Here is a 17,471-nt window from a genome sequence, read left to right as displayed (position 1 = left end):
TCAGCGCACCCCCCAGTCCTGTGGCCGTGCCCAGGCACGCAGCAGCGCCACCGTGGCCAGGGCCAGCAGCACCAGCGTAGCCAGCAGCAGGCCGGCCACCACCGGCAGGCTTTGCTGCACCGGCGCGCCGATTTGCCACTGCTCGATCTGCAGCCGGGCGTAGTGGGTATAGGGCATGGCCTCGGCCCAGGTGCGCGCGCTGCCGCTCATGGCCAGCAGCGGAAAGCCCACGCCGCTGAAGGCAAAGGCCGGCGCCGACAGCAGCCCCGCCCCCGACAGCGCCTGGCGCAGCGAGCGCAGCGCCCCGGCCAGCAGCGCCCCGGCGGCCAGGCTGACGGCGATCAGCAGCAGCAGGCCCAGCGCGATCCAGGCCAGCGAACCGGCCACGGCCCAGCCGCGCAATTGCGACAGATAGACCAGCCCGGCCATGCCGCACAGCCACAGCGACAGCAGCGGCCAGGCCAGCTTGCCCAGCAGCGCCCCCAGCACCTGCCCAAGTGCGGGCCGGCGCAGGCCAGCCAGCGCGGCACCGGCTGGCTGGCGCCGGCCATGCGAGCCGGCAGCCGGCCCGGGCGCAGCCGGCAGCGGCGCAGCGCCCGGCCCCGGGGCAGTCGTGGTGACCGCGCCCAGCCATTGGCCCAGCGTGCGGTCGCGCAACTCGCGGCCCACGCTCCAGGCGCCCGCCGTCATGGCCAGGATGTGCAAGAGCGCCGGCAGCAGCGTGGCGGCCAGGAACTGCTCGTAATTGGTCGAGACGTTGAACAGCGAGATGAGCTGCGTGCGGATCGGCTCCTGGCGCACCTGCAGCACCTGCGCCGGCGTGCCGCGCCTGGCAGCGGCCTGCATCTGCACGCCCGCCGACAGCGTGCCCACCACCTGGCGCAGGTCGCGCTGCACCAGGCTGGAGGCCGTAGCCAATTGCGCGTTGTGCAAGAGCGTGACGCTGGCCGCGCCGCCGCGCTGCACGTCGCGCGCAAAGTGCGGCGGGATGTGGACTACGCCATAGACCTCCATGCGCTGCAGCAAGTCCTGCGCCTCGGCGCGGCTGAGCACTTGGGTGCGCACCGACAGGCCGGGCGTGGCCTGCAACATGCGCACCAGTTGGCGCGACAGGCTGGAGCCGTCCTCGCTCCACACGGCGATCGGCAGGCCGTAGGGCTGGCCGGCGGCAAAGATCCAGCACAGCAGGGCCACGGCGAGCAGCGGCACCCAGGTCAGTATGGCCAGATCGCGCGGGCGCTGGCGCAGCAGGAGCGCTTCGCGCAGCAGGCTGGCGCGCCAGGCGCTCACACCGCGCCCTCGACGATGGCGCTCATGCCCGGGCGCGCGCCCTCAATGGGCGCCAGGGGCCGGGCGCGCACTTCAAAGGTGCGGGCGTCAAAACCCTGGCTGCCGCGTGTGGCGCGCCAGGTGGCGAAGTCGGGCAGCACGCCCTGCCAGTACACCTCGAACTCGGCCCTGCGATCGGCCAGCGCCGGCAGGCGGGCAGTGAAGCGCTGGCCCTTGGCAAAGCGCGGCAAATCGTCCTCGCGCACGTTGAGCACCAGCCACTGATCCTGCAGATCGACCACCGTCACCACAGCCACGCCCTGCGGGGCCAGCTCGCCCACGCGCGCCAGCACCTTGGCGACCTCGCCGGCCACCGGGCTGCGCAGCTGGGTTTCGGCCTGCGCGGCCTCGACCTCGGCGATGGCGCCAGCAGCGCGGCGTGTCTGGGCATCGGCGGCGGAGCGATCCTCGACGCGCGCGCCGCTGGCGGCCAGCTCGTACTGGGCGCGCGCGGCCTGCGCCTGAGCGCGCGCAGCGCGGGCGTTGGTCTGCGCCTCGTCGCGCTTTTGCGCCGCCACCAGCCCTTGCGCGTACAGGCTTTGCACGCGCTGCCAGGAGGTCTCGGCCAGCTCGGCGGCGGCCTGGGCGCGCTGCCAGGCCAGGCGCGCCATCTGCACTTCCTCGGGCCGGGCGCCGCGCGCGGCCTTGTCGGCCTGTGCCTGGGCGGCGTCGCGCGCCGCCTCGGCCTGGGCCAGCTTGGCGCGCACTTCGGGGCTGTCGAGTTCGACCAGCAGCGCGCCGGCCTCGATCTGCTGGCCCTCGCGCACATGCACCTGGGCGATGCGCGCCGGCACTTTGCCTGCCACATCGGTCTCGCGCGCCTCCATCTGGCCCTGGAAGTAGGGCTGCGGCGGCTGCGCAGCACGCCAGAAACCCCAGGCGACGAAGGCCAGCAGCAGCGCGCCGACCAGCAGCGCCAGCCAGGGCGGGCGCGGCGCGGGGCCAGGGGCGGCGGCACGGCGGGCGCCCTGGCGGATGGCGCGGACGGGGGAGCTGATGGCGTTGACGGCACGGCGGGCGGTACGGGCACAGCCGCAGCGGGCGGTGGGGTCGGAGCTGCCGGCTCGGGAGGCGTGGTGTTCATGGTGCTTGCATCGGGATCTGGATGTCGGCCTGCGCCATGTGGCGCTCGAAGTCCTCGGCCTGGCCGGTGGCCTCCAAGAGCGCGGCCAGGGCCTGCACGTACTGGTTGGCGGTCTGGGCGCGCTCGGTCTGCACGCGGGCCAGGTTCAGGCGTGCGTCGATCAGCTCCAGCGGTGTGCCGGTACCCTCTTTCAGCGCGGCGGTGCGCAGGCGCAGCAGCTCGTGCGCCAGGTCTTCCTGGGCCTGCTGGGCCAGGTATTGGCTGCGTGCCTGCTCGACGGCCAGCCAGTTCTTTTCCACCAGCAGGGCGATGTCGGACAGGGCCTGCTGCTCGGTTTGCTCAGCCTGGTCGATTTTTTTCTGCGTGGCGGCGGCCAGCAGGTCGCGATCCACGCTGTCCCACAGGGTGTAGCGCACGGCCAGGCCAGCAACCCAGTTGGGCTTGCCCTGCGTGGCCAGCTGGTGCGTGCCAAAGCCCAGCACCTGCGGGCGGCGCAAGGCCTCCTGCGCATCGTGCAGGGCGCCGGCCTGGCGGCGCTTGGCCTGCACCTTGGCCAGGCCGGGGTGGTGGCGTTGCGCGGCGTCGATGAAGTCCTGCAGCGGTGCCAGCGGCTGGCTGTGCAGGAACAGCGCACTGCCCGGCTGCACCGGCGCGGCAAATTTCAGGGTGCGCCCCAGCGCCGTGGCGGCCAGCCGGGCGTCGTCTTCGGCCTTGCGCGCCTGCTGCTCGGCGTCGGCCAGCGCGGCGCGCGCCTGCAGCCGCTCCAGCTCGGAGATCACGCCCGCCTGCAACATGCGATCAGCGGCGTCGGCGTGTTCGCGCACGCCGGCCAGCGCCTGCTGGCGCAGCTGCGCCGCGCGCGCCGCCAGCTGCGCGCCGAAGTAGCGCTGCACCAGCAGCGTGTCCTGGCTGTGCTGGGTGGCGTCGGCATCGGCGCGCGCCTCGTCGGCCAGGGCGTCGAGTTCGCCGCGCACGGCGTCCGCCAGGCCGCCCAGGTAGATCGGCCACAGCAGCGACACGCTAGCCGAGGCGCGGCTGGACTCGCGCTGCAGGTTCAGGCTGTCCGGCAGGGGCGGCAACTGCCCGCCGATGGCGCCGCCCAATTGCGGCGGCAGCAGGCTCAGGATGTCGTTCAGGCTGCGCCGCGCCGGGTCGAGGCTGATGTCGGCATGGGCCGAGTAGTGATACGCCATGCCGGTCACGGCGATCGACGGCCCGCCCAGTCCCTGCATGGCCTGGCGGCGCAGGCGGGCGCTGTCCAATGCGCTGGCGGCGGCGCCCAGGCGGTCGGAGCGCTCCAGCAGCCATTGGCGCGCCTGGGCAAAGCTGATGCCGGCGGCAGGCGGCATGGCTGGCGACACGACAGGCCGCACGGTAGGCGCAGCGTCGCCCGCCGGCTGCGCCCCGGTGGGCAGCGCGCCGGCCAGCAGCAGGGCAGCGCCGGCGATGGAGCGGAAAAAGGAATTCACTTCGGGTACGGCGGGCGTCGGAAAAGACCAGCGCCGCATTGTGCCCAAAGCCGCCAGACGCCTGTCAGCCACTATCTCAAGAATGAAATCAGCCGCAAACCATTGCCAGGCAAGCGCTGATAGCTACTATATAAGTAGCATGGATGCAGCGCATAAAATCCCGCCCATCGTCCAATCCCTGCCAACCCTCTGCCTTTGGCGGCATCCCGCGGGATGCCGTTTTGCATTCCCATGAGCGACTCCCACACCCCGCAGCAACCCGGCCTTGCCAGCCTGTCCAAGTCTTTCGAGCCCGCGCCGCTGGAGGCGCACTGGGGGCCGCAGTGGGAGCAGCGCGGCTATGGCCGCGCCGGCGTGCGCGGCAGCGGCCAGCCTGACGCCGCCCAGCCGTCCTTTGCCATCCAGCTGCCGCCGCCCAACGTGACCGGCACGCTGCACATGGGCCACGCCTTCAACCAGACCATCATGGACAGCCTGACGCGCTACCACCGCATGTTGGGCCACAACACCGTCTGGGTGCCGGGCACGGATCACGCCGGCATTGCCACGCAAATCGTCGTCGAGCGCCAATTGCAGGGCCAGGGCGTGAGCCGCCACGACCTGGGCCGCAAGAACTTCGTCGCCCGCGTCTGGGAGTGGAAGGAACACTCGGGCAACACCATCACCACGCAGATGCGCCGCCTGGGCGACAGCGTGGACTGGAGCCGCGAGTACTTCACCATGGACGAGAAACTCTCCAAGGTGGTGACCGAGACCTTTGTGCGCCTGTACGAGCAGGGCCTGATCTACCGTGGCAAGCGCCTGGTCAACTGGGATCCGGTGCTGCAGTCGGCCGTGTCCGACCTGGAGGTGGAGAGCGAGGAAAAGGACGGCTCACTGTGGCACATCGCCTACCCGCTCACCGACGGCAGCGGCCAGCTGGTGGTGGCCACCACCCGGCCCGAGACCATGCTGGGCGACGTGGCCGTCATGGTGCATCCGGACGACGAGCGCTATGCGCACCTGATCGGCCAGAGCGTGCGCCTGCCGCTGTGCGAGCGTGACATCCCCATCATTGCCGACGAGTACGTGGATCGCGAATTCGGCACCGGCGTGGTCAAGGTGACACCCGCGCACGACAGCAACGACTACGCCGTCGGCCAGCGCCACGGCCTGCCCATGATTGGCGTGCTGACGCTGGCCGCCACCATCAACGACAACGCCCCGGAAAAATACCGGGGCCTGGATCGCTTTGCCGCACGCAAGGCCGTGGTGGCCGACCTCGAAGCCCTGGGCCTGCTGGTCGAGACGAAAAAGCACAAGCTGATGGTGCCGATCTGCACCCGCACCGGCCAGGTCATCGAGCCCATGCTGACGGATCAATGGTTCGTCGCCATGAACCAGGTGGCGCGCGAGGGCACGGGCGACGCCAGCGGCAAATCCATCGCGCAAAAAGCCATCGATGCCGTGGCCAGCGGCCAAGTGCGCTTCGTGCCCGAGAACTGGGTCAACACCTACAACCAATGGATGAACAACATCCAGGACTGGTGCATCTCGCGCCAGCTGTGGTGGGGGCATCAGATCCCGGCCTGGTATGACGAGGATGGCCGCGTCTATGTGGCACGCAGCGAGGCCGAGGCGCAGGCGCGCGCCGGCGCAGGCGCCAGGCTCACGCGCGACCCGGACGTGCTCGACACCTGGTACTCGTCGGCGCTGGTGCCGTTTTCCACCATGGGCTGGCCCGAGCAGAGCGACACGGCCACCGACGACTACAACCTGTACCTGCCCAGCAGCGTGCTGGTCACGGGCTACGACATCATCTTCTTCTGGGTCGCCCGGATGATCATGATGTGCAGCCACTTCACGGGCCGCGTGCCGTTTCGCGACGTCTATATCCACGGCCTGGTGCTGGACGCGCACGGCAAGAAAATGAGCAAGTCCGAGGGCAACGTGCTCGATCCGGTCGATCTGATCGACGGCATCGACCTGGCTCCCCTGCTGGACAAGCGCACCCAGGGCCTGCGCCGCCCCGAGACCGCGCCGCAGGTGAAGAAGAACACGCAAAAGGAATTCCCCGAGGGCATCCCGGCCTACGGCGCCGACGCGCTGCGCTTCACCTTCGCGGCGCTGGCGTCCCTGGGCCGCAGCATCAACTTCGACAGCAAGCGCTGCGAGGGCTATCGCAATTTCTGCAACAAGCTGTGGAACGCCAGCCGCTTCGTGCTGATGAACTGCGAGGGCTACGACTGCGGCCTGGACAGCGCGCAGGGCTGCACCGAGGCCTACCTGCACTTCAGCCAGGCCGATCGCTGGATCGTCTCGCAGCTGCAAAAGGTGGAGGCCGACATTGCCAAGGGCTTTGCCGACTACCGCCTGGACAATGTGGCCAATGCGCTCTACGACTTCGTCTGGAACGAGTTCTGCGACTGGTACCTGGAAATTGCCAAGGTGCAGATCCAGACCGGCAGCGCGGCGCAGGCCCGCGCCACGCGGCGCACGCTGATCCGCGTGCTCGAAGCCATCCTGCGCCTGGCGCATCCCATCATCCCCTTCGTGACCGAGGAGCTGTGGCAAAAGGTCGCGCCGGTGGCCGGCGTCGCGGGCGAGTCGGTGGCGATCGCGCCCTACCCGCAGGCGCAGCCGGCCAAGATCGACGAGGCTTCAATAGCCCACGTCGAGCGCATCAAGCAACTGGTGGACGCCTGCCGCCAGCTGCGCGGCGAGATGCAGCTCTCGCCCGCGCAGCGCCTGCCGCTGCTGGTCACGGGCAGCGCCGAGACCGTGCAGTTCATGCGCGCCATCGCGCCGGTGCTGCAAAACCTGGCCAAGCTGTCCGAAGTCCAGCTCTTCGACGACGAAGCCGCCTGGGCGCAGGCTGCGCAGGCCGCGCCGGTGGCCGTGGCAGGCGAGGCGCGCCTGGCGCTGTTCGTCGAGATCGATGTGGCGGCAGAAAAAGCCCGCCTGGGCAAGGAAATCACCCGTCTGGAGGGCGAAGTCGCCAAGGCCCGCGCCAAGCTGGCCAACGAGGCCTTCGTCGCCAAGGCGCCGCCCGCCGTTATCGAGCAGGAGAAAAAGCGCATGGCCGACTTCGGCGCGACGCTCGCGCGTCTGGCCGAGCAGCTCACGCGGCTGGGCTAACATCGTTGCCGAGAGGGGCATAGGGGCAGGCCAGCGCGCCGGCCCCCTGCGCTGCAACGATTCCAATCACCCAGCGAGGCAACACTTGAGCATTCCGACCCGCATCCGCAAAGCCGTCTTCCCCGTAGCCGGCCTCGGCACGCGCTTTCTGCCGGCGACCAAGGCATCTCCCAAGGAGATGCTGCCGGTGGTGGACAAGCCGCTGATCCAGTACGCCGTCGAGGAAGCCTACGAGGCCGGCATCCGCGACATGATCTTCGTGACCGGGCGCAGCAAGCGCGCCATCGAAGACCATTTCGACACCTCCTACGAGCTGGAGTCGGAGCTGGAGGCGGCTGGCAAGCAGGAAATGCTGGCGTTGGTGCGCAGCGTCAGTCCCTCGGACATGCACTGCCTGTTCGTGCGACAGCCGCGTTCGCTGGGCCTGGGCCACGCCGTGCTGTGCGCCGAGCCGCTGGTGGGCAGCGAAGCCTTCGCCGTCATCCTGGCCGACGACCTGATGGTGGGCAACAACGGCGGCCCGGGCGTGATGGCGCAGATGACGGCGGCTTTTGAAAAGCAGGGCCGCTCCTTGATCGCCGTACAGGAAGTGCCCCCTGAGCACACGCGCCGCTACGGCATCGTGCGCGGCGAAGGCGCCGGCGGGCCGCTCTTGCGCGTCGAGGAGATCGTGGAAAAGCCCGCGCCGGAAAAAGCCCCCTCGCGCATGGGCGTGGCCGGGCGCTATGTGCTGACCCGCGCATCTTCGACGAGATCCGCAGCCAGCCACGCGGCGTGGGCGGCGAGATCCAGCTCACCGATGCCATCGCCCGGCTGATCCAGCATGAAGCGGTCTATGCCTATCAATACACCGGCAAGCGCTACGACTGCGGCAGCAAGGAAGGTTTCCTGGAGGCCTCCGTCGAGCTGGCGCTGCGGCATCCGCAAGTGGGCGAGTATTTCCGCGGGTATCTGAAAACGCTGGAGCTGTGAAACTCCTTTTTTGATAGCTGTCAGCGCTTGCCTGGCAAGGGTTGCAGGCCGATTTGGCCATCCAACGCCATCCCTACCGGCCTGCGACACAACTTGTCGCACCCTCGGCGCATGATGGCAGCCATGGCCACCGACACACCCCCCACCGGTCGCGACGACCCGCTGTACCCGCGCGCCCGCCAGAGCGTGCTTTTTCGTCGCGACCCCGGCATCGCCGCCCTGCAGCGCGCGCTGCGCATCGGCTACCAGCACGCCAGACAGCTGCGCGCGGCCATGCGCGGCGACATCCTGGACTGGGATGAGCAAGGCCAGCACTGGCGCATCACGGACGGGGCCTGTGCAGGGCCGGATCTGTTGCTGCAGGACAAGCTGGCCCAGGCCGCCGACTGGATTAGCAACGCGCACAGCATGGTCGTGGCCGCCGGCGCCGGCATGGGCATCGACTCCGGCCTGCCCGACTTTCGGGGCGAGGAGGGTTTCTGGCGCGCCTATCCGGCGCTGGCCCAGGCCCGGCTGCCGTTCGAGAGCATTGCATCACCCCGTGCCTTCCAGGAGCGCCCGGCCACCGCCTGGGGCTTCTATGGCCACCGGCTGAAGCTGTACCGCGCCACCGCGCCCCACGCCGGCTTCGGCATCCTGCACGGCTGGAGCCAGCGCATGGCGCAGGGCAGCTTCGTCTTCACCAGCAACGTCGATGGGCATTTCCAGAAAGCGGGCTTCACGCCGGCCCGCGTGTACGAATGCCACGGCACCATCCACCGGCTGCAGTGCTCGGCCAACTGCACGGGCAGCCTCTGGGGCACGGCAGGCCTTCGCCCGCAGGTGGACGAGGCCAGCTGCCAGTGGCAGGGGCCGCTGCCGCTGTGCCCGCACTGCGGCGCTCTGGCGCGGCCCAACATCCTGATGTTCGAGGACTGGCACTGGAACCACGAGCGCAGCGACCAGCAGCGCGCATTGCTCGACAGATGGCTGGATCAAAGCCCCGCCCCGCTGGTGCTGGAGATCGGCGCCAGCAACGCCATCGCCACGGTGCGCCACTTCACCCGGCGCCTGCAGCAGCGCGGCAGCAAGCTGATTCGCATCAACCCGCACGAGGCAAACATCCACAACCCCCAGGCGATCGAACTGGCACTGGGGGCCAGGCAGGCGCTGGAAGGAATAGCGGCGCGCCTCCAGGGACGAGACCTTTCATCACACCCAGGCAGACCGACACCATGAGTCCAGAACTTGATGCCCTGCTGTGCCAGCGCCACCCGCAGCTATTGCAACACCGCCACGCCGACCGGCAGACCTGCGCCATGGGCTGGGGAGTGCAATGCGGCGATGGCTGGTTCACCCTGATCGACACGCTGTGCGAGCGCCTGCAACAGGAAACCGAACAGGACGACGCGCCACAGGCAGCAGCCATGCAGATCAAGCAGAAATGGGGCCGGCTGCGCTTTGTCCTGGAACCCGCCACCGAACGCCAGCAAGCCATGATCGACCTGGCCGAAGCCTTGTCCGCACGCCTGTGCGAGTCGTGCGGCAAGCCCAGTCAGATGGCATCCATCCGCGGCTATCGCACCCCACGCTGCGCGCAGCACGCACAGCCTACGCCTTGACGGCAGCACGGCCAATGCGTGACCCGCGCGGGCTGGCTCCACCAGGGCACCCTGACAACAACACATGAAAGGCAGCACATGGCAATCAAGGAAGCCGGGGTCAGCGCCGTCAGCGTGGGCGCGCTGCTGGCGCAAAAGCTGCGCATTCCCGAATACCAGCGCCCCTATCGCTGGCAGCCCGAAACAGCCTTGCAACTAGTGGACGATCTCAGGCAGGCGCAAGCCCGCGACGAAGATGTCCCGTATGTGCTGGGCGCAGTCATTCTCCACGAATGCGATGGCTGGCTGGATGTGGTGGATGGCCAACAGCGGCTGCTGACGCTGCGCATGGTGATGGCGGTGCTCCAGTGCCACAACCTGTTGCCCGATCGCCAGAACAAGGCACCGGTGTGCCTGGTTTGGCAAGCCTTGCAGCATCGGCTGGCTGCGCTGGAGGACGCTGAGAAAGAAAGCCTGCTCGACTTCATCAGCAACCGGTGCCAACTGGTGCGCGTGGTGACCGACGACGTGGACGAGGCCTTTCGAGTGTTCGATTCACAGAACTACCGGGGCAAGCCGCTGGCTCCCCATGATCTGCTCAAGGCCCACCACCTGCGGGAAATGCGGAATGAATCGGCTGCCATGCAGACCGCCGTGGTCGAGGCCTGGGAGTCGACGCCGGACAAGACGCTGCACCGGCTTTTTGCCACTTTTCTCTACCGCATTGCCCGCTGGTCGCGCGGCGAAAGCGCGCCGGGCTTTTCCATTCACGACATCGGCATGTTCAAGGGCATTGCGCCGGCAGCCCACGCTCGCGCGCTCATGCCTTGCGAGCGCTATCACCTGGCGGCGCAGACTGCCATGCCTTTGCTGACGTCCTGGCTGGCACCCGTGACGCTGCACGACCACGACGCAGCACGCAGCCGATTCCAGCTGGATGCACCGCTGATCGCCGGGCGGCCTTTTTTCGAGAGGGTGTCCTTTTTGCTGAAGGAGCTGGAATGGGTGGAGCAGCAAGCCGCCGAGCGCGTTGGCCGCTTCGGCTCGTCGCAAGGGCGCTACCGCTACACCCATGAGCTTTTCACCGCTGCCTTGCTCTACTACACCAACAAATTCGGCAGTGCCGGCCTGCCACAAGCGCGCGACAAACTCTTTGCCTGGGCCTACGCGCTGCGGGTGGAGATGATCCGCGTGCAGTTTGCCTCCATCGACAACCGGGCGCGCGGCAAGGACAACCCGGCCAGCTCGCCCTTTGTCCTGATGCGCAACGCCCTCACAGCGCAGGCCATCCAACGGTTGGCCGTCAAGCCGCCCACACCAGAAGAGCGCGCGGAACACGAAAAAGAACTCCTGGCCCTCATCCAACCCCTGTGTACACCATGAACCCCAACCAACTGCATCCCCAATTGCTCACGGTCAGCGGATTGTTCGACGGTGACACCGTCTACACCGTGCCCATCTACCAGCGCAACTACGCATGGGGAGCTGCGCAGATCGAGCAACTCATCAGCGACATTCAGGACGCGGTGGCGCGCCAGGAAAGCGGTCAGGAGAGCGGCTACTTCCTGGGCAATCTCGTCGTCACGCCCAGGGATAAAAGCGGCAACAACTTCGAGGTCATCGATGGGCAGCAGCGACTGACCACGCTCTACTTGCTGCTGACACTCTTGCAAGGCGATGGCAGCAGCTCCGGCGCCTGCCACCAGGGCTGCCTGCAATATGCCTCCCGCGCGCGGGCCTCTGAAGCACTGCGGCGCGCACGAGAGCCATGGTCTGCGCCGCTGGGACAGGCGCGGGATGCGGCGACCGATGAGGATGGCGCCATCCGCGAGGGCTTGCACATCATTCGCCAGTACCTGCAGGGGCACGCAAGGCTGCGCCATCCGGCTGAGCGGCACGCTTTTGCAGATTTCCTGCGCACGCGCGTGACGCTCGTGCGTGCAGCGCTGCCGCCCAAGACCGATCTGAACCGCTACTTCGAGATCATGAACACGCGCGGCGAGCAGCTCCAACCCGTGGACATCGTCAAGGCGCGCCTGATGAGCCAGCTGCCCGAATCCGAACGCGCGACCTTCGCGTGGATCTGGGATGCCTGCGCCGACATGGATGTGTACGTGCAGATGGCGTTGACCCGTGGAAGCACAGACCTGCGCGAGAAGATCTTCGGCCCTGACTGGTCTTGGCTAGAGCTGTCTGACTTTGCGGCCCTTGCCTTGGCTTTTGTCAGCGCGCACTCATCCGCCCAGCCTGAGGCGGCTACTGGCATGGCCACCCAAGCTCTGTCCCTGGACGATGCCTTGCAGAAATACGCCAGGGGCGGCGAGAGCGCCTCCCGCGCAGAGGAAGGCAGTGAGCGTTTCCGCTCCACCATCGAATTCCCGGTCTTTTTGCTGCACGTCCTGAAGGTCGTCAAAGGCGGCGAGGACGAAGATGAGGGGCAACTGGATGACAAGCGTCTGATCCAGTCATTCACCAAAGCGATGCCCTCGGGCCAGGAAGCGCAATGGGTGCGCCACTTTGCCTTCACCCTCCTGCGCTGCCGCAACCTCTTTGACAACTTCATTTTGAAGCGCCAGTTCGCCGTCAGCGCCGAGGATGACGAAGGAGACTGGTCGTTGCAACGTCTGAAAAGGAATATGTCCAAGGGCAAATCAACGCCAGGCTATGCCCCTGTCTTTCGCCACGGGGACACGGCCCAGGACAGCGAGCCCGATTCCGATACACGCGACGTGCTGCTGCTGCAGTCCATGCTGCGCATCACTTACACCTCGCCGCGCACCATGCACTGGATGACCAAAACCCTGCAATGGTTGGTACGGCAGCCCGAGCCGCAGGCCATTGTCAGCGCCGACCTGGCCAATTTCCTCAAGGACTTCGCCCGCGCCAAGGTGGCATCCGCTTTTGTGCACACTGAACCCAAGCCGCAGGGCTTTGGCATCGCCCGCATCGTGTTCACCTACCTGGATTACCTGCTGCTGGATGAGCAAGCAAAAAGAAACTTCAAGTTCCAGTTTCGCAACTCTATCGAGCATTTTTACCCGCAGAAGCCGGTCGGGGCGCAGTCAGCGGTATCGCAGGGCAACCTGCACTGCCTGGGCAACCTCGCACTGGTCAGTGTCAGCGCCAACTCCAAGTTCAGCAACTATCCGCCCGAAGTCAAGGCCGATTACTCCAAGGGCAGCATAGAAGCGCAAAGCCCCAAGCTGCAACGCATGGCAGAGATCACGCGCCGCGAGGGCTGGGGCGACGAGCAGGTGCAAAAGCACCACGATGACATGCTGGTGCTGCTGGTGGCAGATATTCAAAAAAGATAGCTGACAGCGCTTGCTGGATAAGCCCTGGAGGCTGATTTGGCTTGAATTTTCAGCGCCGCCGCAGCAGGTGGATGAACTCCTCGCCCTCGCTGCGCTGCTCCAGCAGCTCATTGCCAGTCTGCCGGGCAAACGCCTGGAAGTCGCGCATCGAGCCGGTGTCGGTGGCCACCACCTTGAGCACCTGGCCGCTTGCCATGCCCGCCAGCGCCTTCTTGGCGCGCAGGATGGGCAGCGGGCAGTTCAGCCCGCGGGCGTCCACTTCGTGATCGATTTGCATGACGTTCAATCCTTGGCCGGCTGCGGCGCGTCCAGGCCGCGGCGGCGCTCGGCGTTTTCCTCGGGCGTGAAAAATACCGGCTCGTGCCCGCGCGAGCGCAGCCAGTCGGCCAGCGCATAGCCCGTGCCCGCCGGCCAGCACTTGAGTTCGTGCAGCTCGTACAGCCGCCAGTCGGCCAGCTCGGGCGACAGGCGCACCTGGCCGCTGGCGCGCACGTGGAAGGCGATGATGACCTGGTTCATGCGCAGGAACTCATAGACGCCGACCAGCGTGATGGCCTGCGCGTCCAGATTGGTTTCCTCCTTGAGTTCGCGCGCGATGCCGTCCTGGGGCGACTCGCCGGCCTCCATGAAGCCGGTGATCAGCGCGAACATCTTGCTCGGCCACAGCGCATTGCGCGCCAGCAGCACCTTGCCGTCCAGCTCGACGATGGCGGCCAGCACCGGCGTGGGGTTGTTCCAGTGCGTCCACTGGCAGGCCGGGCAGCGCAGGCGCTCCTTGGGGCCGCTGTCCTCCATCTGCACCAGGGGCGCAAGCGGCGTGGCGCAGCTCGGGCAGAAGCGGTAGGCGTGTTCCATTTGCTCTTCTTTCAATAGCTGCTCGCGCTTGACCAGCAAGGGCTGGGGGCGATTTTTATCCTCAAGCCGGAAAGACTCCAGTGGACAGGTAGCGGTCGCCCCGGTCGCAGACCACGAAGACGATGGTGGCGCCCTCCTCGCGTGCGGCGATCTGCTGCGCCACCCAGCAGGCGCCGGCAGCCGAGATGCCGCCGAACAGCCCTTCCTCGCGCGCCATGCGCCGGGCCATATCCTCGGCGTCGTCCTGGCTGACCAGCACCAGCTCATCGACCATGCTGGGCTGGTAGATCTTGGGCTGGTACTCCTCGGGCCACTTGCGGATACCGGGGATGCGCGAGCCTTCCTCCGGCTGTGCGCCGATGATGCGCACGCCCGGGTTTTTCTCGCGCAGGAAACGCGACACGCCGGTGATGGTGCCCGTGGTGCCCATGGCGCTGACGAAGTGCGTGATGCGCCCGCCGGTCTGCTCCCAGATCTCCGGGCCGGTGGTTTCGTAGTGGATGCGCGGGTTGTCCTCGTTGGCGAACTGATCCAGCACCACGCCCTTGCCCTGGGCGACCATCTGCTCGGCCAGGTCGCGCGCGTACTCCATGCCGCCGCTGCGCGGGGTCAGGATCAGCTCGGCGCCGTAGGCGCGCATGGTCTGGGCGCGCTCCACGGACAGGTCTTCCGGCATGATGAGCAGCATCCGGTAGCCGCGCACGGCGGCCACCATGGCCAGGGCAATGCCGGTGTTGCCCGAAGTGGCTTCGATCAGCGTGTCGCCGGGACGGATGCTGCCGCGCTCCTCGGCGCGGCGGATCATGGACAAGGCCGCGCGATCCTTGACCGAGCCTGCCGGGTTGTTGCCCTCCAGCTTGCCCAGCACCACGTTGCCGCGCGCTGCGTTGTCCTGTGCGTTGATGCGCTGCAAAGCCACGAGCGGCGTGCGCCCGATGACATCATCGATGGTCGGATAGGTCGTCATGCGGCGCTACTGTGCCATAATTTGCGACTTCGCTTTTTTGCGTTTGCCCGGGTGGTGGAATTGGTAGACGCAGGGGACTCAAAATCCCCCGCCGCAAGGCGTGCCGGTTCGATTCCGGCCCCGGGCACCACATTACTGTCTCATACCGTCCCAAGACGTTCCAAAACCCGCGTGCTACAAGGCACTGCGGGTTTTTCTTTGTCCCGTACCGTGCCACCATGACCCACCACATACCGTCACTTTGACGGTACTTTTGACGGTACCGGATACCGTCAGCCCGGCAGATACCGTCAACAGGGGACGCACATGGCACTGACAGACACCTTCGTGAAGAACGCCAAGCCTGATGCTGGCAAGGCAGCAGGCACCAAGCACACCGACGGGCAGGGGCTGTACCTGCTGGTCAAGCCGGCGGGCAAGTACTGCACCACACTGAAGGCCGCACAGTTCCGAGAACGTGCGGCCTTTTCTTTTTTTTCTCTGAAGCGCCCGCTAGGGCGTGTCATCAATCAACGCCGCTACAGTTGAAAGCTACGGCCGCCGGCGGCAAGTAAAGGCGATGCAAGTAAAGGCGATGAGTAAGAGATATGCCCTCAGTGATGTGCAGTGGGCGCGCATCAAAGACCTGCTACCGGGTCAGGCAGGACATTCCGGAGCCACGGCAAAAGACAACCGGCTGTTCGTGGACGCGGTGCTATACCGCTACCGAGCAGGGATTGCTTGGCGAGATCTGTCGACGCGCTTTGGCGACTTTCGTGTCGTGCATACCCGTCACTCTCGCTGGAGCGACAAAGGTGTTTGGCAACGGGTGTTGGAGGCCTTGGCGCAGGACGCGGACGATGAGTACGCGATGATCGACGCCACCATCGTGCGGGCCCATCAGCACAGCGCTGGTGCAAAAGGGGGGATCCGGATCAGCAGGCTCTTGGGCGCAGCCGAGGAGGCCTGAGCACCAAGATCCATGCGACGGTCGATGCGCTGGGCAACCCGACAGGATTTGTCCTCACCCCTGGGCAGGCGCATGACCTCAAGGGCGCCGATGTCCTGCTCAAGGACACGCCCGCACAGACCATCCTCGCCGACAAGGCCTATGACGCCCAGGCCCGACTGATCGGGCCGCTGCTGGACAAGGGAAAAGCGGTTGTCATTCCGTCTCGGGCGACCAACAGACAGCCGCGTGCATATGACCGAGACCTGTACAAGGCGCGCCATCTGATCGAAAACTTCTTCGCACGCTTGAAGCAGTACCGCGCCATCGCTACGCGCTACGACAAGACCGCGCACAACTTCCTGGGGGCCATTCACCTGGCCGCATCCATGGTGTGGCTGGCGTGAGCGGTAGCAACCCTGCCATGCTCTCGGGATTGATTGATGACACGCCCTAGATCGATGCGCCGGCCCGAGCCGTCATGCACCAGGGCTTCGCAACCGGGGTGAGCGCAAGGGCAGCGAGGGCTGATCGGCATACCAGCATTGCCCGCCAGCGCCGGGCAGGGCGATGCATATTCCAGGGGAGAGCCACGCTGTTCTCTTCTCATGAGCGGCGGCATGGGAGACAGACCCGCCATGGATTTGTGCAGTGTGCTGCCATGCACCCATTGAAGCTGTGCAATTTTCCGACTACAGAAAAACCGAGAAAGGCTTGTTGCACAGCGCGGCCTTTCTTGCGCTTCGGCCATGAAGAAGCGGGATGGATGCTTCAAGCCAGCATCGCCTTGCCCCAGCCCCCGACTGCCTGCGCAGCCCGCATCCCATGCGGCGGCGTGTCGGCGGGCTCGGGGGGCTTGCCCGGGATGTCCGGATCAACCGGCTGATCTCCTGGATGGCGGTGCATGGAGCATGGCATCTCGGCGCTGTCCTTTCGAAAGTCTCGCAGGGTTCTCGGCAAATGCGGCGGTGGCGGCGCCTGGCGCCTGCCCGATGCAGCCCGGCAATCGGGCCGCACGGCTGGAAAGGAGCATTGGCCTTTCCAGACACCGTCAATTCCCTGATGCCCTGGCGCCGTTGCGGTGGGGCCGTATTCCTTGCCCTGCAGGTGTGCCGGTATGACCATCAGACCTGCGGGCAGCACGAATCCAGCCTCGGCGGCCAGGCAGAGCGTTGTGCGAAGGGGGTTTCTGCAATAGAGCCCTGGCGCAGCTGCCCTTTTGCCCGGACGCCACCGCGAGCGGCGTGGCGGGTCAGGGTCGTCTGCTCGGCAGGGGCGGCGAGGCCACAGAAAGCGTGCCCGGCACCTGGGTCGAAAAGCGGCGCCCGTGGCGGGTTGTCTGCCTGGTCGTCATTGTTATGAACTCCTTGCTGGTCGATCTGCGCGGCTGGGGCATGGCCCTTGCACAGCCCTGCATGGCCCCGCGCGTCGATCACCTGGGCAGCAACCTTACGGGGCCATGCCTAGGCGATATGTAGGATGATGGCGGACGTTCATGACCCGCTGATGACAGTCCGGCAGGCTGCAGCCAGCAAGGCGCTGCAAACGGTTCACCCCTCCTGGCGCTGCACCAGTTGCCGCCCGGCGCCGGTAATGGCAAATCCGCCTTCGGGCGTCTTGCGGATGTAGCCCCAGTCCAGCAAGCGGCCCGACAGGTGCTGGCGCAGCGCCTCGGGCACGGTCATGACAGCCTCCAGCTCAAGCTGCTTGAGGGTTCGGAGTTCATCCACGGTGGGCTCGAAAACCGGGGCGTGGTAGGTAGGGGTGTTGGTGGCCATGGTCGTCTCCTCGTGCATGGGCGCGGCGTTGCGGGGCGCAGGTGCCGGGCGGGGGTCTTGGCCAGAATAAGCGCGCCA

14 protein-coding genes, 1 tRNA gene and 1 pseudogene are annotated in these 17,471 nt (G+C 66.9%); 9 read left to right on the top strand and 7 right to left on the bottom strand.

Features of this window, described 5'->3' with window-relative positions; genetic code table 11:
• From IDM45_RS01455 to IDM45_RS01445, 3 genes are all read right to left on the bottom strand, one after another.
• Nucleotides 1-1,290 carry an ABC transporter permease gene (locus tag IDM45_RS01455; protein ID WP_209421326.1) on the bottom strand — a complete coding sequence of 430 codons (1,290 nt, stop codon included), beginning with the start codon at nt 1,288-1,290 and terminating at the stop codon, nt 1-3.
• Entirely contained in the window at nt 1,287-2,135 is an 849-nt protein-coding gene (locus IDM45_RS01450; protein WP_325168934.1) for an HlyD family secretion protein, read from the bottom strand. The genes IDM45_RS01455 and IDM45_RS01450 overlap by 4 nt, the downstream gene beginning before the upstream one ends.
• A 274-nt stretch (nt 2,136-2,409) precedes the next feature.
• On the bottom strand, nt 2,410-3,882 hold the full coding sequence (locus IDM45_RS01445; RefSeq protein WP_232653608.1) for a TolC family protein: 1,473 nt from the start codon (nt 3,880-3,882) through the stop codon (nt 2,410-2,412).
• Nucleotides 3,883-4,095: 213 nt separating this feature from the next.
• On the opposite strand from IDM45_RS01445, the gene IDM45_RS01440 reads away from it, so the two are divergent.
• The 6 genes and pseudogenes from IDM45_RS01440 (at nt 4,096) to IDM45_RS01415 (ending at nt 12,865) form a co-directional block, all read left to right on the top strand.
• Nucleotides 4,096-6,999, top strand: a complete 2,904-nt coding sequence (locus IDM45_RS01440) for a valine--tRNA ligase (protein WP_408631652.1) — start codon at nt 4,096-4,098, stop codon at nt 6,997-6,999.
• A gap of 85 nt (nt 7,000-7,084) precedes the next feature.
• Nucleotides 7,085-7,971: pseudogene (galU, locus tag IDM45_RS01435) on the top strand (UTP--glucose-1-phosphate uridylyltransferase GalU).
• Between the two features lie 123 nt (nt 7,972-8,094).
• The gene (locus tag IDM45_RS01430) at nt 8,095-9,189 is read left to right on the top strand and encodes a Sir2 family NAD-dependent protein deacetylase (protein WP_232653613.1); all 1,095 of its coding nucleotides are present in this window, start codon (nt 8,095-8,097) and stop codon (nt 9,187-9,189) included.
• Nucleotides 9,186-9,572: a hypothetical protein gene (locus tag IDM45_RS01425; protein WP_209421323.1), complete on the top strand. Its 387-nt coding sequence runs from the start codon at nt 9,186-9,188 to the stop codon at nt 9,570-9,572. Before IDM45_RS01430 ends, IDM45_RS01425 begins: the two co-directional genes overlap by 4 nt.
• A gap of 18 nt (nt 9,573-9,590) precedes the next feature.
• On the top strand, nt 9,591-10,934 hold the full coding sequence (locus IDM45_RS01420) for a DUF262 domain-containing protein (protein ID WP_325168933.1): 1,344 nt from the start codon (nt 9,591-9,593) through the stop codon (nt 10,932-10,934).
• Nucleotides 10,931-12,865 (top strand): DUF262 domain-containing protein, encoded by a 1,935-nt coding sequence (locus IDM45_RS01415; protein WP_209421322.1) that lies wholly within the window; start codon nt 10,931-10,933, stop codon nt 12,863-12,865. The genes IDM45_RS01420 and IDM45_RS01415 overlap by 4 nt, the downstream gene beginning before the upstream one ends.
• A 49-nt stretch (nt 12,866-12,914) precedes the next feature.
• On the opposite strand, the gene IDM45_RS01410 is transcribed toward IDM45_RS01415, so the two are convergent.
• From IDM45_RS01410 to cysM, 3 genes are all read right to left on the bottom strand, one after another.
• A complete protein-coding gene (locus tag IDM45_RS01410) occupies nt 12,915-13,142 on the bottom strand; it encodes a sulfurtransferase TusA family protein (RefSeq protein WP_209421321.1) in 228 nt (75 codons plus the stop codon).
• 5 nt (nt 13,143-13,147) lie between these two features.
• The gene (locus IDM45_RS01405; RefSeq protein WP_209421320.1) at nt 13,148-13,720 is read right to left on the bottom strand and encodes an NUDIX hydrolase; all 573 of its coding nucleotides are present in this window, start codon (nt 13,718-13,720) and stop codon (nt 13,148-13,150) included.
• Nucleotides 13,721-13,781: 61 nt separating this feature from the next.
• Nucleotides 13,782-14,687, bottom strand: coding sequence for a cysteine synthase CysM (gene cysM, locus IDM45_RS01400; protein WP_209421319.1), 906 nt, complete (start codon nt 14,685-14,687; stop codon nt 13,782-13,784).
• 45 nt (nt 14,688-14,732) lie between these two features.
• On the opposite strand from cysM, the gene IDM45_RS01395 reads away from it, so the two are divergent.
• From IDM45_RS01395 to IDM45_RS01385, 3 genes are all read left to right on the top strand, one after another.
• A tRNA-Leu gene (locus IDM45_RS01395) sits at nt 14,733-14,817 on the top strand.
• A 176-nt stretch (nt 14,818-14,993) separates the two neighbouring features.
• A complete protein-coding gene (locus IDM45_RS17410) occupies nt 14,994-15,215 on the top strand; it encodes an Arm DNA-binding domain-containing protein (protein WP_232653615.1) in 222 nt (73 codons plus the stop codon).
• Between the two features lie 46 nt (nt 15,216-15,261).
• Nucleotides 15,262-16,022 (top strand): IS5 family transposase gene (locus tag IDM45_RS01385; protein WP_411828433.1). Its coding sequence is split into 2 segments (ribosomal slippage): nt 15,262-15,586 and nt 15,586-16,022, totalling 762 coding nucleotides; the frame shifts between segments, so codons are not numbered across the junction.
• Nucleotides 16,023-17,165: 1,143 nt separating this feature from the next.
• On the opposite strand, the gene IDM45_RS01380 is transcribed toward IDM45_RS01385, so the two are convergent.
• Entirely contained in the window at nt 17,166-17,393 is a 228-nt protein-coding gene (locus IDM45_RS01380) for a hypothetical protein (protein ID WP_209421318.1), read from the bottom strand.
• Nucleotides 17,394-17,471: the final 78 nt, after the last annotated feature.

This window comes from Melaminivora jejuensis, from assembly GCF_017811175.1.
Taxonomy (GTDB): domain Bacteria; phylum Pseudomonadota; class Gammaproteobacteria; order Burkholderiales; family Burkholderiaceae_C; genus Melaminivora; species Melaminivora jejuensis.
This window is presented reverse-complemented; position numbering and strand designations above follow the sequence as displayed.